19 protein-coding genes and 1 pseudogene are annotated in these 20,955 nt (G+C 43.5%); 4 read left to right on the top strand and 16 right to left on the bottom strand.

Annotated elements, in window-relative coordinates; all coding sequences use genetic code 11:
* Positions 1 to 51: 51 nt before the first annotated feature.
* Both BT147_RS11885 and BT147_RS11880 read left to right on the top strand, forming a co-directional pair.
* On the top strand, positions 52 to 510 hold the full coding sequence (locus tag BT147_RS11885) for a hypothetical protein (RefSeq protein ID WP_072335568.1): 459 nt from the start codon (positions 52 to 54) through the stop codon (positions 508 to 510).
* A gap of 166 nt (positions 511 to 676) precedes the next feature.
* Positions 677 to 1,636, top strand: coding sequence for a Na/Pi cotransporter family protein (locus BT147_RS11880; RefSeq protein WP_072335565.1), 960 nt, complete (start codon positions 677 to 679; stop codon positions 1,634 to 1,636).
* Positions 1,637 to 1,840: 204 nt separating this feature from the next.
* Here BT147_RS11880 and deoC read toward each other — a convergent pair whose 3' ends face one another.
* The 14 genes from deoC to BT147_RS11810 form a co-directional block, all read right to left on the bottom strand.
* Positions 1,841 to 2,512: a deoxyribose-phosphate aldolase gene (gene deoC, locus BT147_RS11875; RefSeq protein WP_072335562.1), complete on the bottom strand. Its 672-nt coding sequence runs from the start codon at positions 2,510 to 2,512 to the stop codon at positions 1,841 to 1,843.
* Positions 2,513 to 2,516: 4 nt separating this feature from the next.
* Entirely contained in the window at positions 2,517 to 2,948 is a 432-nt protein-coding gene (locus tag BT147_RS11870; protein WP_072335559.1) for an NUDIX hydrolase, read from the bottom strand.
* 45 nt (positions 2,949 to 2,993) lie between these two features.
* Positions 2,994 to 4,343, bottom strand: coding sequence for a tRNA (N(6)-L-threonylcarbamoyladenosine(37)-C(2))-methylthiotransferase MtaB (gene mtaB, locus BT147_RS11865; protein ID WP_072335556.1), 1,350 nt, complete (start codon positions 4,341 to 4,343; stop codon positions 2,994 to 2,996).
* Between the two features lie 12 nt (positions 4,344 to 4,355).
* Complete coding sequence (locus BT147_RS11860; RefSeq protein WP_072335553.1) at positions 4,356 to 5,090, bottom strand: 16S rRNA (uracil(1498)-N(3))-methyltransferase; 735 nt, start codon at positions 5,088 to 5,090, stop codon at positions 4,356 to 4,358.
* 17 nt (positions 5,091 to 5,107) lie between these two features.
* Positions 5,108 to 6,046, bottom strand: a complete 939-nt coding sequence (gene prmA, locus BT147_RS11855) for a 50S ribosomal protein L11 methyltransferase (RefSeq protein ID WP_072335657.1) — start codon at positions 6,044 to 6,046, stop codon at positions 5,108 to 5,110.
* A 50-nt stretch (positions 6,047 to 6,096) separates the two neighbouring features.
* Positions 6,097 to 7,212, bottom strand: a complete 1,116-nt coding sequence (gene dnaJ / locus BT147_RS11850; protein WP_072335550.1) for a molecular chaperone DnaJ — start codon at positions 7,210 to 7,212, stop codon at positions 6,097 to 6,099.
* A gap of 27 nt (positions 7,213 to 7,239) precedes the next feature.
* On the bottom strand, positions 7,240 to 9,075 hold the full coding sequence (gene dnaK, locus BT147_RS11845) for a molecular chaperone DnaK (protein ID WP_072335547.1): 1,836 nt from the start codon (positions 9,073 to 9,075) through the stop codon (positions 7,240 to 7,242).
* A 34-nt stretch (positions 9,076 to 9,109) separates the two neighbouring features.
* Positions 9,110 to 9,706, bottom strand: a complete 597-nt coding sequence (gene grpE, locus BT147_RS11840) for a nucleotide exchange factor GrpE (RefSeq protein ID WP_072335544.1) — start codon at positions 9,704 to 9,706, stop codon at positions 9,110 to 9,112.
* A 15-nt stretch (positions 9,707 to 9,721) separates the two neighbouring features.
* A complete protein-coding gene (locus tag BT147_RS11835) occupies positions 9,722 to 11,260 on the bottom strand; it encodes a TCP-1/cpn60 chaperonin family protein (protein ID WP_286119409.1) in 1,539 nt (512 codons plus the stop codon).
* 54 nt (positions 11,261 to 11,314) lie between these two features.
* Entirely contained in the window at positions 11,315 to 12,349 is a 1,035-nt protein-coding gene (hrcA, locus tag BT147_RS11830) for a heat-inducible transcriptional repressor HrcA (RefSeq protein ID WP_072335541.1), read from the bottom strand.
* 93 nt (positions 12,350 to 12,442) lie between these two features.
* Positions 12,443 to 13,597, bottom strand: coding sequence for a radical SAM family heme chaperone HemW (gene hemW, locus BT147_RS11825; protein ID WP_072335538.1), 1,155 nt, complete (start codon positions 13,595 to 13,597; stop codon positions 12,443 to 12,445).
* A gap of 62 nt (positions 13,598 to 13,659) precedes the next feature.
* Entirely contained in the window at positions 13,660 to 15,477 is a 1,818-nt protein-coding gene (gene lepA, locus BT147_RS11820) for a translation elongation factor 4 (RefSeq protein WP_072335535.1), read from the bottom strand.
* Positions 15,478 to 15,583: 106 nt separating this feature from the next.
* Positions 15,584 to 16,060 carry a DUF3679 domain-containing protein gene (locus tag BT147_RS11815; protein ID WP_286119430.1) on the bottom strand — a complete coding sequence of 159 codons (477 nt, stop codon included), beginning with the start codon at positions 16,058 to 16,060 and terminating at the stop codon, positions 15,584 to 15,586.
* Positions 16,061 to 16,070: 10 nt separating this feature from the next.
* Complete coding sequence (locus BT147_RS11810) at positions 16,071 to 17,243, bottom strand: stage II sporulation protein P (RefSeq protein ID WP_072335520.1); 1,173 nt, start codon at positions 17,241 to 17,243, stop codon at positions 16,071 to 16,073.
* Positions 17,244 to 17,389: 146 nt separating this feature from the next.
* Between BT147_RS11810 and BT147_RS11805 the strand changes: the two genes are divergently transcribed.
* A complete protein-coding gene (locus tag BT147_RS11805; RefSeq protein ID WP_072335517.1) occupies positions 17,390 to 18,184 on the top strand; it encodes an AAC(3) family N-acetyltransferase in 795 nt (264 codons plus the stop codon).
* Between the two features lie 132 nt (positions 18,185 to 18,316).
* Here the strand turns inward: BT147_RS11805 and gpr are convergent, their stop codons facing one another.
* Positions 18,317 to 19,420 carry a GPR endopeptidase gene (gpr, locus tag BT147_RS11800; RefSeq protein WP_072335514.1) on the bottom strand — a complete coding sequence of 368 codons (1,104 nt, stop codon included), beginning with the start codon at positions 19,418 to 19,420 and terminating at the stop codon, positions 18,317 to 18,319.
* 156 nt (positions 19,421 to 19,576) lie between these two features.
* Here gpr and rpsT point away from each other — a divergent pair, with 156 nt between their 5' ends.
* Entirely contained in the window at positions 19,577 to 19,834 is a 258-nt protein-coding gene (gene rpsT, locus BT147_RS11795) for a 30S ribosomal protein S20 (protein ID WP_072335511.1), read from the top strand.
* A 350-nt stretch (positions 19,835 to 20,184) separates the two neighbouring features.
* Here the strand turns inward: rpsT and BT147_RS11790 are convergent.
* A pseudogene (locus BT147_RS11790) lies at positions 20,185 to 20,955 on the bottom strand (hypothetical protein); the annotation flags it as partial.

The raw sequence follows: 20,955 nt of genomic DNA, 5'->3' as shown, positions 1-20,955 counted from the left end.
CTTAATTTGGCATATACTGCTATCACGATTTTCTTCAAAGGTGGGATAATGATGAAAAAAAATGCCTTAAATGAATCTCAACTTCGTAGACTGATCCGCAAAATTGTTCAAGAAGAGATAGTACAATTCGAAAGCAGTAAACAAAATATGACCTCTCCAGCTCCAAAGTCTTCTAAACAAAAAACAGAGCATGACCATAACTATAACGGCTTTGGTGAGTTCGGTAGTTTTGCCGAGTTTGGGGGTTTTAATGGATTTGATGAATTCCATCCTTCCTACGGTAGACAGTCAGATGAGCCTGCACCAGCAAAGAAATCTCGCTTAGTTGAGCCGGATTTCGATTCCCTAGATGAGCCCTGTGCCATCTTCGGTGCGCCTGAACCAGCACCAAAGAAACGCCGTATCAAGGAAGAACGTCCACGAGCACTCCCCGGTTGGTCAGAGCCATACCGCACCAACTATACCGAATTAGATTCACTCAGCTCCTCTTCACGTAAACGAAGAAGATAATATGTATCATCTCTGCTTCCAATCTGGAGGCTATTTTTTTGGTTACATTTATTATAACGGCAAAGATTTATAAATGTCTGGAACGCTTTGTGAATCTTGCTTACCTCATCATTCTGTCATGGAATTGCACTCTTGTCCATATACATGGTGGAAGAGGTGAACAGGTATGTGGCATGAGATCATTTTCCCACTTTGTCTAGGACTTGCCATCTTCTTATACGGAATGCACCTTATGCGCGGTGGCTTGGAACGTCTTGCTGAGAATAAGCTACAAGATTGGATTCTACGCTTCACCAAGACCCCTTGGAGAGGTTTCTGGACGGGAACGATTACAACTGCTCTGTTACAAAGCAGTACTGCGGTAACGGTTTTAACCATTGGGTTTGTAAATGCTGGAATCTTGTCTTTTACACATTCGATTGGGATTATCTTAGGAACCAACATTGGTACAACGGTAACTACGCAAATTTTAGCATTAAAAATAGAGGATTTCTTTATCCCCCTCTTAATGATTGGGGTTATTATGATTTTACTCCCTTGGTATACAGTAAGGCAACTGGGCTGGGTGGCAACCGGATTTGCTGGGATCTTTTGGGGAGTCGAGATGATGCAGGCAATTGCAATGCCGTTAAAGGAATTGGGTTACTTGGATCAATTGATGTCATTAGGTGGAAATCCGCTCTTAACAGGCGTTATAGTGGGGGCGATTATTACAGCTCTCATCCACAGTAGTAGTGCTACTACCGCTTTTGCTATGGGCTTTTATGCGACTGGAGCAATTGATTTGTCCTTTGCCATGGCGATTGTACTTGGAAGCAATGTTGGAACGTGTGTAACGGGCCTGATTGCGGCGATTCAAACGAATACATATGCACGTAGGGTTGCGGTTGCTCATCTGATTTTAAATATAGGTGGGGTGATTGCATTTGCTCCGCTGATTCCTTGGATGCAGCAGTGGGTTCCTACTTTATCGGAAAACCTTGCGACACAAGTAGCACATGTGCAAACGATATTTAATGTGTTATGTTCAGCGCTGGTGTTGCCATTTGCGGGTCAGTTTGCTAGGTTGGTGGAATGGTTGATTCCAGAGAGGCGAATTTTGGCGTGGAGAAGTTGGGGGCGGTGAGTTGGAACCAGCTATCTTCAACAGATTAAGAATAAATCAGGAAGTCTTTACAGGTGGCTGGTGACAAATGAATCTGACCACAGCTCAGAGCCATTTCACGCAGAAAATACACAAAGAGCGCTTAGGATCCCCTAAACGCCACCAGACTCATTTTATTTGTCTAGAAAGCTTATGAAGGCTTTCTTTTTTTGCTTGCCAGTTGTTTTAGTACGCTCCGGCACCTGTGCCGCCAGTTACGATGGCAATGCTGGCGCTGGCTCCGATTCGGTTGGCGCCGGCTGCGATGATGGCTTCAGCCCCAGCAAGATCGCGAACTCCGCCGGATGCTTTTACGCCTAGTTCAGGGCCGACTGTTTCGCGCATGAGACGGACAGCTTCAACGGTGGCACCGCCGTAACCAAAGCCGGTTGAGGTTTTGACGAAGTGAGCACCAGCCGCTTTAGAAGCTTTGGAGCCTTGTACGATTTCTTCGTCACTGAGAAGGCCTGTTTCTAAGATCACTTTTACGAGAACGCCGTTCGCTGCTTCTACAACAGCACGGATGTCCTCTTCAACGGTTTCGAGATCTCCAGATTTTAATGCTCCGATGTTCATAACCATGTCGATCTCTTCAGCACCTTTGGCGATGGCATCTTTGGCTTCAAATGCTTTGGCCTCACTAGTAGATGCACCTAATGGAAATCCGACTACAGTACATACTTTTACTTCGCTTCCTGAGAGTTCTTTTGCTGCTAGGCTAATCCAATATGGATTAATACAAACCGAAGCAAAAACATGTTCTCTGGCTTCTTTACAGAGCTGAAGAATTTGATCCTTCGTTGCATCTGGTTTTAATAAAGTGTGATCGATCATACGCGCGATGTTTTTTTGTGCCATTTCGTTAGACTCCTTTGTTCAGTTGTAAAGCATCATAAGCTTTATCAAAGATAATGTAATTGTTTGGGTAACCTTTTTCTTTTTGAGTCAAGTAGGCTTCTTCCACAGAGTACCATCCCACATGCTGAATTTCTTCAAGCTGTGGTTCAATTTCTCCTTCGATTGCTTCGATTAGGTAATAATGTACTGTTTTCTTCACTTCTCCATGTGAAGGATGCACGTAGGTATAGTGAATGGTATGTAGTTTTTGGATGATCCGCCCTTTGATGTTGGTTTCTTCCAATACTTCTCGCAAGGCATTCTCTTCCTCAGTCTCTAGGCCTTCTTTCTTCCCTTTAGGTAGAGTCATTTTCCCGTAGAGATCGTGAATCAAGAGGATTTGATAACCCTCTTGATTCACTCGATACACTACACCACCAGCAGAGATTTCTTGCATGGTATTGCCTCGCTTCCCAGAATACGAAGATGTGGGAGAACCCCCTTAGTTCGATAAAACGGCTGGGCGTGGGACTTCATCGATGATGCGGACAAAAGAGCCAAAGACGTAGTCAGATTCAGCCCGGTCAATCTTCACTTTACAAACTTTTCCTACCATCTCTTCAGTGGCAGGAAAGGCAACTTGGAGATAATTGTCGGCATACCCCATATATAATCCACTTCTGGGATCCTCTTTATATGGACGCTCCGGAATTACTTCGAGTACTTCTCCTACGAACTGCTTGGAATATTGTAGCTGGAGACGTTTGGAAAGCTCGATAAATTTACGAACTCGTTCATTTTTAACATTCTCAGGTACTTGATCAGTCATACGTGCGGCTGGAGTCCCTGTTCGTTTAGAATATGGGAAAACGTGAAGTTGATACATCCCTAATTCCTCTACAAAGCGGAGTCCGTTTTCAAATTGTTCATCGGTTTCGCCAGGGAAACCAACAATCACATCGGTAGTAATCGCCAAGTTTGGCATTGCCTCATGTAACTGGCGAATCGTTTCACGATATTCTTCTACGGTATATTTACGGCGCATACGCTTTAACACTTCGTTGTCACCAGCTTGCAGAGGTATGTGCAAGTGACGACACATTTTCTCAGAGGCGTTTAAGACTTCAATTACTCTTTCGTTTACTTGGCTCGCTTCGATCGAGCTGATCCTAATTCGCTTGAGCCCCTCGATCCGATCCAAATCCCATAGTAGATCGGCCAGTTTATAGTCTTCAAAATCATCACCGTAACCACCTGTATGAATACCTGTTAACACAATCTCTTTATAACCCGCCTCCACCAACTGCTGTGCTTGGGAGAGTACATTTACTGACTTCCGGCTACGTGAGAGTCCCTTGGCCCAAGGAATAATACAGAAGGTACAGAAGTTGTTACACCCCTCTTGAATCTTCAAGGAAGCACGAGTACGATCAGAAAAAGTTGGAACCTCTAATTCCTCATACTCACGTTGCTTCATAATATTTCCTACAGCGTTAATCGGCAGTCGCTCTTGACGGAACTGATCGACATAGCCCACCAGTTGATCACGCCCTTGTGTTCCTACAACGATGTCTACACCTGGGATGGCAGCTACTTCTGCGGGAGAAGTTTGGGCGTAGCAACCGGTTACAGCGATTACAGCATCTGGGTTTTGACGAACAGCGCGCCGAATAATCTGTCGACTCTTTTTGTCACCTGTGTTAGTTACGGTACAGGTATTAATCAGGTAAACATCCGCCTCTTGTTCAAAGTCTACTTTTTGATATCCTGCTTGTTGAAACAATTGCCACATAGCCTCTGTTTCATAGGAATTCACCTTACATCCTAATGTATGAAAGGCAACACGACTCATTTGTTTCACCTCCTAAAGTTCATGACGAGCAAAAAAGATACAGGAAAGTACCATTAGAGAAGCTGTTTCTGTACGTAAAATACGATTTCCTAAAGAAAGGGGAATCGCCCCTGCCTGCTTTGCTTCCATTATTTCTTTCTCAGAGAAGCCACCTTCTGGACCAATTATCACCATGATCTGATCCTCATGAGTCTCAGAGATGGCTTCTGTCAAGGGTTTTCCACCTTTTTCATAAGCAATCCAAACCGTACCAGAAAATGACTCAATGTGTTGCAATAGTTGCTTCCACAAAATTGGTGTCTCCACAGTGGGAACTTGTCCACGATGCGCTTGTTCTGCTGCTTCTTTGGAGATTTTTTGCCAACGGTCCCATTTTTTTGCTACCTTCTTCTGTTCAATCTTTACCACAGTTCGTTCTGAATGAAAGGGAAGAAAGCGACTAGCTCCAAGCTCTGTACCTTTTTGCAAAATCAACTCAAACTTATCCCCTTTGGGCATCGATTGAGCAATAGTTACACGAGTATGTGATTCTCCATGCGCATTTCTCGTTTCTACCACACGACAACATACACGATCCGGGTCGTAGTTCTCTATTTCCGCGATGTATTCGACCCCTGTTCCATCTGCTACGAGGATTGTAGTTCCTGGTTTAGAGCGCATCACGGTTTTTATGTGATGAACATCATCACCTATAATATGAATGGTTTGATCCACGATCTGTGCTGGATCGATAAAGTATCTTTGCATACAAAACTCCTACCAGTTTACCATTTTTTCGCCGCAATCGCTACCCAACCGTCTTGGTGAACCGTTTCCAATACCTGAAGGCCGTTGGTCTTAAGCGACTGGATAACCAGGTCCGCTTTCTCTTCAATAATACCAGATCCAATAAAGATACCACCTGGTACTAGCACACGAGGTAAATCATGTGTAAACAATACGATGATTTCAGCTAAGATATTGGCTACTACTATATTCGTGCGTTCACCCATCCCCTTTAGTAAATCTCCTTCTTTCACATGAACGATCTCTTGAACACCATTTAACTCTACATTCTCACTGGCACTCTTCACTGCGATCGGATCAAGATCTAATGCTATAGCTTGCTTTGCCCCTAATTTGGCAGCTGCAATACTTAAAATTCCACTTCCACATCCCACATCGACTACCGTACAGTTTGGATGCAGATATTTTTCCATTAGTTTCATCGATAATGTTGTAGTTGGATGCGTTCCAGTCCCAAATGCCATGCCAGGGTCTAGCTCAATTATTTGTTCCGTTTCACTAGTTGGGGTATATTCTTCCCAAAATGGCTTAATAGTAAGTTTCTCCGTTACTCGAATGGGCTTGTAATACTGCTTCCATTCATTTGCCCATTCTTCTTCATCTACTTCCCTACCTGTGACTTCGGCTAATCCTACATCCAGACCAAGCTCTTTTATATTTTGTAATCCAGTTTTTACTTGACAGATAAACTCATCACCTGACTCCATCTCAGGTAAATACGTCTTTATACGTACACCTTCTGCTGGATAATCATCTGGATTTAAATCGATAATCTCTCCATATTGATTCGTCCAGTTCCGTGTTAACACCTCAGAATCTTCGATCGATACACCATCTGCACCTAACTCAATTAACAAATTACTAATTGCTTCTACCGCTTCATGATTCGTATGTACACACACTTCCGTCCATTTCAAGCTAGGTCCCCCTAGATACAGAAAAACGGGCAACATCGCCCGCTTCTCCTTTAATCGTTTTTAAATGCTTTTTTCATTTTATCAAAAAAGTTATCGTTCTGCTCGTGGATATACTCACCACAAAGGCGGTTAAATTCACGTAGCGCTACTTTTTGATCGTCTGTTAACTTTGTTGGGGTAATAAGCTTCACCATCACACGAAGATCACCTTGAACTCCGGTATGATGCGGTACTCCTTTTGCACGCATCCGGAATTCAGTACCCGTTTGCGTCCCAGCAGGAATCTTCAATTTAGCACGACCATCTAAGGTTGGAACTACGATTTCATCTCCCAATGCCGCTTGTGCAAAGCTAATCGGCACTTCACAGGTGAGATCATATCCTTCACGTGTAAAGAAATCATGTTTCTTCACAAAAATCGTGACATATAGGTCACCAGAAGGGCCACCGTTAATTCCTGGTTCTCCTTCACCTACTGCCCGTAATTGATCGCCATCATTCACCCCTGCAGGAATGTTAACAGGGATTTTTCGCTTTTTCTTAACTCGACCTGCACCCGCACATGGTTCACATTTCTCGCGAATGATTTTACCCGTTCCTTGACAGTTTTGGCAAACTCGACGGTTTACAACACGACCAAATGGGGTGTTTTGAACCACTTCTTGTTGTCCGCTACCGTGACAAGATGTACAAACTTCTGGCTCACTACCCTCTTTTGCACCCGTTCCACGACAAGCATCACAATTGTCGGGAACTGTAATGAGCACATCCACACTTTTTCCAAACACAGCATCTTTAAATTCAATTTGGATTCGTACTTCTTGATCTGCTCCTTGGCGAGGGGCGTTAGGGTTTGCCCTTCTTCCCCCACCAAAAAACATATCAAAGATATCACCAAATCCAAAGTCTTGATTGAACCCTGCTCCTCCACCAGCAAATCCGCCTGGCTCCGCCGTACCAAATTGATCGTAGTTAGAACGTTTCTGAGCATCCCCCAGCACTTCATACGCATCTTTTACTTCTTTAAACTTTATTTCAGCGTCTGGTTCTTTATTTACGTCAGGATGGTACTTACGAGCAAGTTTCCGATAAGCCTTGCGAATATCATCATCTGAAGCACCTTTTTCTACTCCAAGTACTTCATAGAAGTTACGATTGCTCACCAAGTCACCTCTCCCACCTTGAATTCCGTTCTAGATTTCTTCGTACTCAGCGTCAACAACGTTTTTCTTTGGCTCTTCTTTCTTACCATCTTCTTGCTCTGCTTGCGCAGCTTGTGCCTCTTGAGCTTGTTGTTCGTAAAGCTTGATCGATAGAGCTTGCACTTTTTCTTCTAACACGGTCGTTGCGGCTTCGACTTTCTCCATATCTTGATCTTCACTGCTCAAGACTGCTTTTAACTCTTCTTTCGCTTTCTCTACTTCTTCCACTAGAGAAGCTTCCACTTTGTCACCGATTTCTTTTACAGTTTTCTCAGCTGTAAAGATCAACTGATCTGCTTTATTGAGGGTTTCCACTTGTTCTTTTCGCTTTTTATCTTCATCAGCATGAAGTTCTGCATCTTGTACCATGCGTTCGATCTCTTCATCTGATAATCCGGACGAGGATTGAATCGTGATATTTTGAGATTTACCTGTTGCTTTATCACTCGCGCCAACGTTTACAATCCCGTTTGCATCGATTTTAAAGGTTACTTCAATTTGTGGAAGGCCACGTGGTGCTGGTGGAATACCTGTCAATTGGAAACGACCTAGTGTTTTGTTATCACCCGCCATTTGACGCTCACCTTGTAAGACATGGATGTCTACAGAAGTTTGATTATCAGCAGCGGTAGAGAACACTTGGGACTTCTCTGTTGGAATCGTCGTGTTACGATCAATCAGCTTTGTAAATACGCCACCTAAGGTTTCAATCCCGAGTGAAAGAGGGGTTACATCGAGAAGAACGACTCCCGTCACATCTTCAGATAGTACGCCACCTTGAATCGCTGCACCCATCGCTACTACTTCATCAGGGTTTACACCTTTAGATGGATCTTTGTTGATTAGCTTTTTAATCGCTTCTTGTACAGCTGGAATCCGAGTAGAACCACCTACGAGGATTACTTTATCAATATCATTTGCCGTTAGGTTCGCATCTTGTAGTGCACGGCGAGTGGGCACCATCGTACGTTCTACCAATGCAGAGCTAAGTTCCTCAAACTTCGCACGAGTAAGCGTAACTTCTAAGTGAAGTGGAGCTCCGTTTGCATCCATTGTCAAGAATGGAAGAGAAATCGTAGTTGTTAAAACACCCGAAAGTGCTTTCTTCGCTTTTTCAGCTTCATCTTTCAGACGTTGCATCGCCATGCTGTTATGAGAAAGGTCAATACCATTATCTTTTTTGAATTGCTCTTTTAGATAATCGATTACCACTTGGTCAAAGTCGTCCCCACCTAGCTTGTTATCTCCACTTGTGGAAAGAACTTCAAACACACCATCGCCTAAAGATAAGATCGATACGTCAAAGGTACCGCCACCTAGGTCAAATACAAGAATGGTTTGGTCTTCGTTTTTCTCAAAGCCGTATGCTAACGCAGCAGCCGTAGGCTCGTTGATGATGCGAAGTACTTCAAGACCCGCAATTTTACCTGCATCTTTAGTCGCTTGACGTTGACTATCATTAAAATATGCAGGCACGGTGATAACTGCTTGTGTCACGGATTCACCTAGATACGCCTCTGCATCTGCTTTTAATTTTTGAAGAATCATAGCTGAGATTTCTTGTGGAGTGTAATCTTTGCCGTCTACCGTCGTTTTATGATCCGTTCCAATATAACGTTTAATCGACATAATGGTGTTATCTGGATTGGTAATAGCTTGACGTTTTGCAGCATCCCCAACTAAACGTTCTCCAGTTTTCGAAAAGCCCACAATCGAAGGAGTTGTACGGCCCCCCTCTTCATTTGGAATGACAACAGGTTCATTCCCATCCATAAATGATACACAAGAGTTAGTTGTTCCTAAGTCAATACCGATAATTTTAGCCATGTAATTAACCTCCTATTTTACATTCAATCCTTCATTATTGGGAAACTTTCACCATGGAAGGACGAATGATCCGATCTGAAAATTTATAGCCTGACTGTAACTCTTCTACAATCGTCCCTGGCTCTACCTCATCCATCTCTACTTGCATTACAGCATTGTGTTCATGTGGATTAAATGGTTTGCCTACAGCTTCGATGAGAGTAAGTCCTGACTTGGACAAAGCCTGTAGGAATTGACGATACACCATTTCAATTCCTTCTTGTAATACTTTTACATCTTGATTTCCATCTGCAGCATCTAATGCTCGCTCGAAATTATCAAGTACGGGTAGGAGTGACTCAACTAAGGGAACGCTTGCATACTTGAGTATATCTTCCTTCTCCTTACGAGCACGACGGCGATAATTTTCTAAATCAGCAAGAGCACGAAGATAGTTTTGCTGATGCTCTTCTACTTTTTGATGTAACTCCTTCAATTGAACCTGAGATTGCTCTAATTGGTCTAGTAGCAATTCTTCAGGAGTCAGCACCTGCTCTTGAGCGGAAGAAGATTCTTCGGCTACATCCTCTTGGGTTACATCTTCATGTGTTGTGTTTTCTGCCTGCGAAGGGTCTAAATACTCTTTTGACATAGTCCCCCTCCTCTTCTAATAATTCTTCATCCGAACAATCGAATGAATTCGTAATATGGCTGTAGCTACTTCACCAGCCGTTCCTAATGCATGAAACTTAATTAATAATGGGTCAACTACTCCCATCTCGACCATATCTACCACGACACCACGATCGCAGTCAATACCTAGAGAATCCGATTCTCTCTTGAGTTGCAATGCCTTTACCATTTCAATTTTTTCTAATGGGTTAAATCCAGCATTGGCAACTACCTGTGTCATCGGTCTTAGCAATGCCTCTGAGACAACGCCCACACCAAATCGTTCCATTCCCTGTACGGTTTCGCGGAACTTTTCTACGTCTCTTGCGAGGGAGAGTTCGAGTGCTCCACCACCAGGTAGATAGCCCCCTCGAACAGCGGCTTGCACAGCAGAAGCGGCATCTTTCGTAATTCGCTCCCGTTCTTCTACTACTTCATCCGTAGCAGCACTAACCAAAATGGTGGCAAATGGCTTTCCTTTACCGCCACTGATTCGAACTCTCTCTAATACATCGTTATCTTCTACTTCTTCAGCAAGACCTAGATAGGACTTAATTTCTTCTATAGGCTTATAGAGGGCATTGCGCTTTAATATCTTAGCATTTGTATGTTCAGCTACTTTTTGAAGCTCATCTGGTACCACTCTTTGAATAACCATTATTCCAGAATCGGTCAAAATATCCTCAGCTAGTGAATCTAATCCTCTAGAGGTAATAATTAACTTTACACCTAGCCCCATCAAAGATTCAAGAGCAGCAAGAAATTGCTTGCGAAGATACTCTTGTTTGTTAAAGCCAGCTTCCGTACTGAGTGACTCATCATCTACCCATTCTGGTTCAAGTGAATCAGCGAGCACAAGAACTTGAGCATTTTCTAAATATCTTGGCATCTGGAGATTTGCTCTCGTTTTGTTTAGAAGAATTCCCGAGAATACAGCACTTGTTGCCCTCGGATGAGCTACCACAGCTTGCGAAAGTCTAAAACTGTTTTCCAGTAGCTTATCACGTCCTACTAGATGAACCGCTTCCATGACAGCCACTGTAATATCCTCATTTTCACGGCTCGCTGTAAATGCGATTCGCTGTAACCAATCGTCCTCTAGCTCCCTGATAGGACGAGCTTTTTCTTTCATTTTATGTAAGGCGTATCGAACCGCGCGCTGAATACCTGCAATCACCTTGACTACTGGCACACCACGCGCTACCTGTTTCACACCTTCATCCACAATTGCTGTGGCTAGGAGAGTAGCCGTTGTGGTTCCATCTCCTACCTCAGCCTGCTGTGCTTTGGCTACATTAACGATCATCTTCGCCGCTGGGTGACTCACTTCCATGCGATCTAAAATCGTAACCCCATCATTGGTGATGATCACTTCCCCAGCCTCATTGACTAGCATCGTATCCAAACCTTTAGGACCAATTGTAGACTCCACTGCTGAAGCCACTGCCTTTACAGCCGCTGCGTTTGATTGTAGTGCTTGTAATTGGCGATTCTCACCAGACTCGATTCTTACATGCTCTTTGTTGTCAGGCACGTTGGCTTACTTCCTTCCCTATTCATGAACACCTTTGATTATACGAAAAAAGGATTATTTTTCATAGAATTCTGTGAGACGCTTGGAAATATCTTTTGAGATGATATCCATCAGGCCAATTACTTTGGCATATTCCATACGAGTAGGTCCTAAAACTCCGATCGCACCAATGGACTCTGAATCGAGGGTAAACGAAGCGATAATCAAACTAATATGATTCGCTCCCTCAATCGAAGTTTCATTCCCTATTTTCACTTGTACACCACTTGAAGGTGAGGAATTTAGCAACTGAATAATCGATTGATTTTTCCCATCTAGCAAGTCTAACAACGATTTCATTTTGTGTAAATCTCGAAACTCAGGTTGGTCTAACATCTTGGTAGTACCACTCGTATAAATACGATTTTCTTGCTGGGGAGCTAACATCTGGTCAAGTAGGAAGATCATGTTACCATACTCAGCTACATAGCGAGTTAACTCATCTGTGAGATCCCGCTCTACTACAAGACGTAACTTAGACAAAGAGATTCCCTGTAGTCGTTTGTTTAGTAAATTCACTAAGCGCTCCATCACAGAAATAGACATACCTTCTGGGAGCAAGACCCGTTGTTGGTTCACATGGCCTAGATCAGTTACGATAATAAATACTGCACTGTGTTCTGTAAGAGGGATCATCTGTAAATGTCTCAACCGATGGTCTTGAAGCTTAGGACCAATGACAACAGATGTATAGTTGGTTAGTTGAGACAACAGTTCAGAAGTATGCTCAATTGCTTGCTCAATATGGGTAGTATCTTTTTGAAAGAGATTATGGATCGCATGGATCTCCTCATCGCCCCAGATCTGAGGGGTGAGAAGATGATCCACATAGAATCGGTATCCTTGCTGTGAAGGAATCCGACCGGCAGATGTATGCGGTTGCTCTAAAAAACCCATCTCTTCTAAATCAGCCATCTCATTCCGAATTGTTGCTGCACTAAAACCTACGTCATCCTTCTTCGATACAGAACGAGAACCAACAGGCTCCGCTGACTCAATATAATCTTCACAAATCGCCCAGAGAATACGCTTTTGCCGCTCTGTTAACATCTGCCTCCCCCCTCGTTAGCACTCTAGTTAGTTGAGTGCTAAAATACTACATTTAACTTACCAAAATGTCTAAATAAATGTCAACGAACAAACCTAATCAATTCGAGCATTTTCTAAAAATGACGCAAAAACATCATTGCCAAACATCAATCCCTGCTCAGTTAAAACAAGTCGATCCCCTTGCCACTGTAATAAACCTTTCTCAATCCAAGGCTCAAATACATGACCAAATACCTTTTCCATATCAAGATGGTAACGCTCACGAAATGTATCTTTGCTTACCCCTTCCATAAGACGAAGTCCTAGAATCATGAAATTCTCGATATCTTCATTGCGATCGACTTGATAAGACTCTGCTACAGGACGCTCACCTTTTTGCAAACGGACATTATATTCCTTTACCCCTTTGATATTGGCAAATCGCACACCATTCATATAACCATGAGCACCCGTTCCCAGCCCATAGTACTCCTCGTTATACCAATATGTTTTGTTATGCCGACTCGCTTTACCCGGCTTGGCAAAATTACTTACTTCATATTGACCATAACCATTCTGATCCAAATACAGCCGGGTCAGAAGATACATTTGCGCTTCATCATCTTCATTAGGTAGAGGCAGTTCTTTGCGTTCATATAGGTGATGAAAGAGTGTACCTTCCTCCACTTTTAAACTATATGCAGAAAAGTGCTCAGGTTGAAGTGCTACGGCTCGTTCTAATGTATCTTGGACATCCTGTACAGTCTGTTTAGGTAATCCAAACATTAAATCCAGGGAGAGATTCTCGAATCCAGCCTCTCTCGCCTGCCGCACACTTCGCTCTATATCAGACACCCCATGAATGCGGCCTATATCTTTTAATAGTTCCTCACGAAAGGTTTGAGCACCAAAGCTAATCCGATTGATCCCACCCTCTCTCATTACATCAAGAAGTTCTGGGGTTGTCGTACCTGGATTGGCTTCTATCGTATACTCAATATGTGGAGACCAATTAGGGAAATGTTGACGAATACTTGTTAAAAACCGTTTCATCTGGGATGGAGTTAGCACAGTTGGTGTCCCGCCACCGATAAAGATCGCATCAATCTCTTCAGGAGGAACTTGGTTCACCGTGACCGCCATCTCGCGATCGATCGCAGTCAAGTACTCTTCTACTGGCTGTCCTTCGACTACATATGCAGTAAAATCACAGTAGAAACATTTATGAGTACAGAATGGTATGTGCAAATAAATTGCTTTTGGAGCCATTTGATTACCTCCATAGAAAAAACCGTGTGTGGTTAGAAAACTCCACATCACGGCATGTTTATCTATTTATCGTCATCTACTTGAAGGACAGCCATGAATGCTTCTTGTGGAACCTCTACGGAACCAACTGCTTTCATCCTCTTTTTTCCTTCTTTTTGCTTATCTAGCAATTTCCGCTTCCGACTGATATCTCCACCGTAACATTTTGCCAATACATTTTTGCGAATGGCACTAATCGTCTCACGCGCGACTACTTTTTGTCCAATCGTGGCTTGAATTGGCACTTCGAACATTTGACGTGGGATGAGTTTACGTAACTTCTCTACTAAAATCCGTCCACGATGGTATGCACGATCACGGTGAACGATAAAGGATAAAGCATCCACTGATTCTCCGTTTAGCAAGATATCCATCTTCACTAGGCTAGATTCTTTATAGCCAATCATCTCATAATCAAACGAAGCATAACCTTTGGTACTCGACTTCAATTGATCAAAGAAGTCATACACGATCTCAGCAAGTGGTAATTCATACACAATCTGTACCCGATTCGCATCCAGATAGCTCATATCCATATAGTTACCACGCTTATTCTGACAGAGCTCCATGATCGTTCCAACATAGTCATTGGGAACAAGTACCGTTGCTTTGACATAAGGCTCTTCGACACGATCTAGTTTTTGTTGAGGCGGGAATAAAGATGGGTTTTCAATGTCGATTGTCGTCCCATCTGTATGATGAACTCGATACACAACACTTGGCGCCGTTGTAATCAAGTTAATGTTAAATTCACGCTCGATGCGCTCTTGGATGATTTCCATGTGAAGGAGTCCCAAGAACCCGCAACGGAAGCCAAAACCAAGTGCATTGGAAGTCTCAGGCTCATACGCAAGTGACGCATCATTTAGCTCTAATTTCTCCAATGCCTCACGGAGGTCCTCATATTCATTGGATTCAACTGGATACAATCCACAGAATACCATCGGATTCGTCTTCCGATAACCTGGTAGTGGCTCAATGGCTGGACGACTTGCATCTGTAATGGTATCCCCCACTCGAGTATCCTTCACATTTTTAATGTTGGCTACAATAAATCCAACATCTCCCACCGAAAGCTCATCTAATGCTACTGGATGAGGAGTGTATGCTCCTACCTCCGTCACCTCAAACACAGCTTCTGTCGCCATCATTTTAATCTTCATGCCTTTACGTACCGAGCCATTCACGACACGCATGTAGACAATGACACCTTTATATGCATCATAGAAGGAATCAAAAATGAGTGCTTGTAGAGGAGCATCTGGGTCCCCTTCTGGTGGTGGTACTTTTTCTACGATCTGTTCTAAAATCTCTTCGATCCCGATGCCTGCTTTTGCAGATGCTAAAACGGCATCACTCGCATCCAAACCGATTACATCTTCTACCTCTTGCTTCACACGCTCTGGATCGGCGGCGGGCAGGTCAATCTTATTAATAACCGGAACGATCTCTAGCTCGTTTTCCAAAGCTAAGTATACATTAGCGAGGGTTTGTGCTTCTACACCTTGGGCCGCATCAACCACAAGTAATGCTCCCTCACATGCCTGCAAACTACGCGATACTTCATAGGAAAAGTCTACATGTCCAGGTGTATCAATTAGGTTCAAGATATATTCGTTTCCGTCTTTTGCTTTATAGGGAAGCCGAACTGATTGTAATTTAATCGTAATTCCACGTTCACGTTCCAAATCCATTTTATCTAGGAATTGATTTTGTTTTTCCCGTTCACTCAAAGCCCCAGTAAAGTCGAGAATGCGATCTGCTAAAGTCGACTTTCCGTGGTCAATATGAGCAATAATGGAAAAGTTACGGGTGTGTTGCTGACGTTCTTTTCTATCCATCCCGTTACCTCCTGCTTACTTAGGCGCACGAATTGCATTTTCTTATTATAACAGAGGGGGATTGGCTTTTGCTAGGTGAAAGAAAACATAAAAAATACAACCCCCCTTATGGAGGAGTTGTACCGGAATCTGAGCCCTGTATATGAGGTTCAGATAGATTCGACCCATTACTTGTCCAACCAAACATGAAATCTAGCACCTTACGAGTCGTCGTCTTTAATCCTCCACCTAGTTCATTGCCAAACTGAGCTAGGCTACTGCCACCACTTACCTCGGCATCTGTATTGGGTTGTGGAAGGGAAGACGACTGTGCTTTCGGTTTCTCTGATTCAGCCGGGGTCGGGGTCGAAGATTCTGAAGGTGAAGAAGGATCCTCAAACAAAGAATCATTTTTGTTTAGAATCACATCTTTCCCTAGTACCTGAATTTGTACTTTCCCATCTGTAGGGGTAACCTGAACTGCCCGGGGAGCACCTTCTGTTCCCTGCATCTTCTGCATGTTCTTCTCTGCAGAATCAATCCCAAGGAAAATACCTAAGATTAACATTACCAGTAAGCTGACTGATTGAATCATCCAGCGCATAGAAGACACCTCACTTCTTCTCCTTGGTGGAGGGGACGGTTCCTTTTGCAGGGGTAGCGTCCACAATCCTCTCACCTAACACTTTTGCCAAAACATCAACCGCTCGATACGTTTCTTCAAAATTATTATCAATTCCACCAACTTCGACAAGCATCGAATTAGGAGAGAGTGATTGATTGTACTCGCCATTCGTCCCTCTTGTCTTCGGCTTTTGGAACACACCTCTTGATAGCCCCGGGTAAAGTCGATTCATCTCTTTATGCAGATACTCTGCTAGTTTTAGGTTCTGAGCATAGTTTTTACTAGCTTTCCCTACTACAAAAGCAAATCTAGCATATGTCTTTCCATTGTAAGTCTTAGTAGTATGATCTCTTCTCTGTGAATCTCTGTGAATATCGATAAAATACTCCAACTCTTTTTCTTGTTTCATCGCAGCTATCACTGTCTGCTTCGACATCGCATAAGCGGTGGTATAGGGATAGGGTTTATTGGATGCAATCGAACCGATATTCATCTTGGCTAATTCCTGCTGCAGTCTTTTTCCCACCATTGTGATATTTTTGCTCATATGACTGGCCGAGTTAGGATTCGTACTCCCTATCTCTGGTAGAAACGACTCTGAAAAATGGGAATGATAAATAAATACTTTCTTAGTACCAGGACCCGCCCCCACCAATTTCTTCGGATCATCCGGTAACTCACCGCTCTGGACCGCCTTTTCAATGGCCTTCGCGATCTGGTCTTCAATCTTCGCATCAGGAGGTGTATCGATTGGAATGGAATCAAAGGTTACATCCTCACTCGCTAGATAAATCTCTGTATCAAACAGCGCAAAACTAGGCAATTCATGACCGAGAAAGGTACGTGGATCTTTTATATCAATGCTCATCATTAGTTCCAAAGCGAGTCTAGAGATCAAACTATCTCTGCTAGGCGTTTGGACACTCTCATTTAAGTAAGGAATATTTCCTCCTAATAAAGAGATGAGAGTTTGATTTGATACATGGGAGGTAAGAGGGTTCCCGTCTGTTGTGTGGGTCGTAACTTTCGCCTGTAAAACAGCAAAGCCCCCCGCGATCATAAAGATGACTGCTGTGCACAACATTAAAATCACAAAGTTTCGACGGACACGTTGTCCAGACATATTTACCGAAGTGAAACTAGCAAAATTCCATTTTTTCAACTCTATTCCTCCCACAGTTGTGGTTTCTCTTACACCTTATGAGAGAGTAGAAGTTGATAGAACTAGAATATGAGACTCAAATGTTTCTTTAACTAGAATTAGGGTATTGCCATATTATTAATTTATCTGAAAAGGAGCATAACGTGATGGAACCACTACAAGGACCTATGATCACTCTCACCTCATTGAAAGAGGATCTCCACAACCTCGGGGTATACAAAGGAATGACACTGATTGTCCACTCCTCTTTATCAAAACTAGGTTGGGTATGTGGAGGTGCGGAAGTAGTATGTCGCGCACTAATGGAAATCGTAACGGATCAAGGGACGATTCTCATGCCTACACAAACCCCTGGTAATTCTGACCCTGCCCATTGGGTTGCCCCACCAGCGCCGGAGGATTGGTGGGAATCCATTCGAGAACACATGCCCCCCTATGATCCATCTCATACACCTACTATGGGGATGGGGGTCGTTCCTGAATTATTTCGCACTCTTCCTGGAGTGCTTCGAAGTAAACATCCTGTGTGGTCATTTGCCGCCTGGGGAAAAGATGCCGCTGAGATCCTCGCTCATCACACGATTAATATCGGTTTTGGACCCGATTCACCCTTAGATCGCTTATTAGGGAAAAAGGGATATGTTCTTCATCTAGGCTCTGCCCTAGAGACAACTACCTTCTGGCATCGTGCGGAGTATGAGTGCAATATTCCTATAACCACGTACGCATGCGCTATGATTGAAGATGGTGTAAGAGTCTGGAAGTCGTTTTCACATATAGAAGTAGATGCGGAGCCGTTTGTAGCTATGGGGGAGAAATGGAAAGAGGAGCCTGATTGTGTAAATAGCCTCATTGGTAAAGGAGAATGTTACCTATTCCCTGCAGAATCAGCTCATAAGTTTGCGGTTTCTTATTTGCAATCGTTGTATGGTTGTAAATAGTTGTCATAAAAAATGAGCGACCCTCTATTTTAGAAAATCGCTCATTTTTTATACCATTGCCGAAAGATCAATATATGAGAATGGAATAGGGGCAATGAGCTTAGGAGACAGCACTTTGCTTCTAATGAAATCCTAATGCATATGCATCGAAGCATTCTCATTGTTTACAGCTGGATGCAGGGCACAGTTAACACCAAGTGCAACCAGCTTCGCCATATCGCCAATAAATTCATCCACTTCTTTCGGCGTTACAATTAAGTTTTGTCCCAATGGCTGCAATACCTCTTTAATCAATCCTCGCTTGTCCTCTGGGCTTAACTTCCCAATCATGCCCATCATGCGATTACGTGTCTCTAACGGAACCTCATGCGATTGTAGATCACGAACAGTTGGACGATTGTAAGGATCAAGTGGGTTATTTTTGACCCCCTGCATCTCACGACTTACATGGGATAATACATAATCAATCGTATCATGAGCGATCGTAACAGCGTCCACCACCGTAGGAATTCCGATTGCAATAACAGGAATTCCTAGGGTCTCTTTGTTTATTGCCTTGCGATTATTTCCTACTCCTGATCCAGGATGAATACCTGTATCCGCCACTTGAATCGTTGTATTTACACGATTTAAGGCGCGTGCCGCTAGAGAGTCAAACACGATAACGAAATCGGGCTTAGCATGTTGCACGATTCCATTGATAATTTCGCTCGTCTCCATCCCTGTCGTGCCGAGTACCCCGGGTGCGATTCCTCCGACTGAACGATATCCTTCCGCTACTTGTTCAGGAGCTAATAGAAATAAATGTCTCGTAATCATAGAATGTTCGACTACTAAAGGTCCTAGTGCATCCGCTGTTACATTTCGATTACCTAATCCTACTAACAAACAAGAAGCATCTGAGCCAATTCCAACTTCGTGAAGGAAACGAGAAAATTCCTTAGCAAAGTGTTTTGCTACTCTCTGTTGGAGAACAGAATCTTTACCTCGTAGGGCAGGCACTTCAATCGTAAGATAGGTTCCGGGCATTTTCCCCAGTTCTTGTGCGCCAGCTTGATTGTCAACCCAAATCCAGCTAGTCGTAATTCCTTGATCTTTTGTCTCTTCGATTCGAACACCCGATATCTGAATTTGTCCTTTTTCGTGATGCTTTTGAACTGCCATTTCATGCGCCTCACGAGCTAGATCCGTCCGAATCGAATACGGGGGTAGCTGAATTTGATGTTCTTGGTTCATAATATACCTACTTTCATCCTTTTCTTCTCTATGGTATTTTGACCCAGGATGGATCTTCTAATTCTCTGTATTGGTTGCTTTTTACCAATACGCATGTTAAAATGTTGCATGTTGCACGTAATGAGATGCGTAACGTTTTCTCTGGAGGTGAATTCATTGGCTAACATTAAATCTGCTATTAAACGCGCTAAAACCAACGAGGTACGTCGCGAACGCAATGCGGCTCAAAAATCCGCTGTTCGTACTTCTGTGAAAAAGTATATCACCGCAGTTGATGCTTCCAACAAAGACCTAGCTGTTCAAGCCTTACAAGAGGCTAGCCGTTCTTTGGATAAAGCAGTAACCAAAGGTCTATTACACAAAAACGCAGCGGCTCGTAAGAAGTCCCGTCTAGCGAAAAAGCTTCAAGCGTAGTGGAAGCAACCGGCCGACCCTCTAAACTGTGGGAAGGCTTTTTTTGTACATTCAAATCGTTTGTTTATGAAATAAAGGGTGTTTTACATCAAATGATCTGCAAGTCGTTCATCGCGCCCATTGCTTGTTTCCTCCGAATGAATGGGTGTTGTGGTGTTTTCATACGATTTCATTGAATCCCGTCCTTTCGGACTTTGCTTCGAGCAGGTTATCTTTATGAATAAAAGCCTGTAAATGGGTAAAGTAAAAAGAAATCGCCCTTTTGTAGTAGGAGGATGGGGTGTACCATCAACCAAAATACAAAGGGTAATTTCTTTTTACTTTACCAAAAAAATGATATTTGGGATATACTATGCGATTTGTATAATGCTTACATTACTTCTATTTACAGTAAATGCCGCAGATCCGCCAGATTGAGGTGAAATCTGAAGAGAAAGTGAAAGTTGTGTGCTTGCAGGAGTAGTCTGTATTAATCCTGATGCATTTACAGTCCAGACATTTGGATTTTGAACTCCTGTCATCCCCGCGGAAGAATATTGATCTGTCATAACAGTTCCTCCGCCACCATTCATATTTGCGAGCAATTCTACAACTGTTAAACCATCTGTTGATGGAGTATAAGTTCCTCGAAGATCTACAGAAGCATAATAAACGCTATTCGGAGATAAGACGATATTATTACCACTTAGACTGATACTTCCATTACTGTTATTAAATACTGGAGCAAGAGCAACCGGTCCGAGCGATCCAGTAGAAACTGTCCCACTAGGAGCGAATCTTGCATTATTAGCCATCAAATTAGCTCCCGTAGGTCCCGTAGGTCCTTGAGGTCCAGCCCCTGTGGCACCAGTAGGTCCTGTAGGTCCTTGAGGTCCAGCCCCTGTGGCACCAGTAGGTCCTGTAGCACCTTGAGGTCCCGTGTCTCCCTGGGGTCCCGTAGTACCGTCTGCACCATCCGCACCCGTCGGTCCTTGAGGCCCGGTAGCACCTTGAGGCCCGGTAGCACCTTGAGGCCCGGTAGCACCTTGAGGTCCTGTAGTGCCGTCTACACCATCCGCGCCCGTCGGTCCTTGAGGCCCGGTATCTCCTTGAGGTCCTGTAGCGCCGTCTGCACCATCCGC

The organism is Thermoactinomyces sp. DSM 45891, assembly GCF_900119485.1.
Classification (GTDB): Bacteria; Bacillota; Bacilli; order Thermoactinomycetales; family Thermoactinomycetaceae; genus Baia.
This window is presented reverse-complemented; position numbering and strand designations above follow the sequence as displayed.

What these genes read in the sequence shown, in the direction of transcription:
- BT147_RS11885 (WP_072335568.1), top strand. Translation starts at nt 52, where the DNA reads ATGAAAAAAAATGCCTTAAATGAATCTCAACTTCGTAGACTGATCCGC.
- BT147_RS11880 (WP_072335565.1), top strand. Translation starts at nt 677, where the DNA reads ATGTGGCATGAGATCATTTTCCCACTTTGTCTAGGACTTGCCATCTTC.
- deoC (WP_072335562.1), bottom strand. Translation starts at nt 2,512, where the DNA reads ATGGCACAAAAAAACATCGCGCGTATGATCGATCACACTTTATTAAAA.
- BT147_RS11870 (WP_072335559.1), bottom strand. Translation starts at nt 2,948, where the DNA reads ATGCAAGAAATCTCTGCTGGTGGTGTAGTGTATCGAGTGAATCAAGAG.
- mtaB (WP_072335556.1), bottom strand. Translation starts at nt 4,343, where the DNA reads ATGAGTCGTGTTGCCTTTCATACATTAGGATGTAAGGTGAATTCCTAT.
- BT147_RS11860 (WP_072335553.1), bottom strand. Translation starts at nt 5,090, where the DNA reads ATGCAAAGATACTTTATCGATCCAGCACAGATCGTGGATCAAACCATT.
- dnaK (WP_072335547.1), bottom strand. Translation starts at nt 9,075, where the DNA reads ATGGCTAAAATTATCGGTATTGACTTAGGAACAACTAACTCTTGTGTA.
- grpE (WP_072335544.1), bottom strand. Translation starts at nt 9,706, where the DNA reads ATGTCAAAAGAGTATTTAGACCCTTCGCAGGCAGAAAACACAACACAT.
- hrcA (WP_072335541.1), bottom strand. Translation starts at nt 12,349, where the DNA reads ATGTTAACAGAGCGGCAAAAGCGTATTCTCTGGGCGATTTGTGAAGAT.
- hemW (WP_072335538.1), bottom strand. Translation starts at nt 13,597, where the DNA reads ATGGCTCCAAAAGCAATTTATTTGCACATACCATTCTGTACTCATAAA.
- lepA (WP_072335535.1), bottom strand. Translation starts at nt 15,477, where the DNA reads ATGGATAGAAAAGAACGTCAGCAACACACCCGTAACTTTTCCATTATT.
- BT147_RS11815 (WP_286119430.1), bottom strand. Translation starts at nt 16,060, where the DNA reads ATGCGCTGGATGATTCAATCAGTCAGCTTACTGGTAATGTTAATCTTA.
- BT147_RS11805 (WP_072335517.1), top strand. Translation starts at nt 17,390, where the DNA reads ATGGAACCACTACAAGGACCTATGATCACTCTCACCTCATTGAAAGAG.
- gpr (WP_072335514.1), bottom strand. Translation starts at nt 19,420, where the DNA reads ATGAACCAAGAACATCAAATTCAGCTACCCCCGTATTCGATTCGGACG.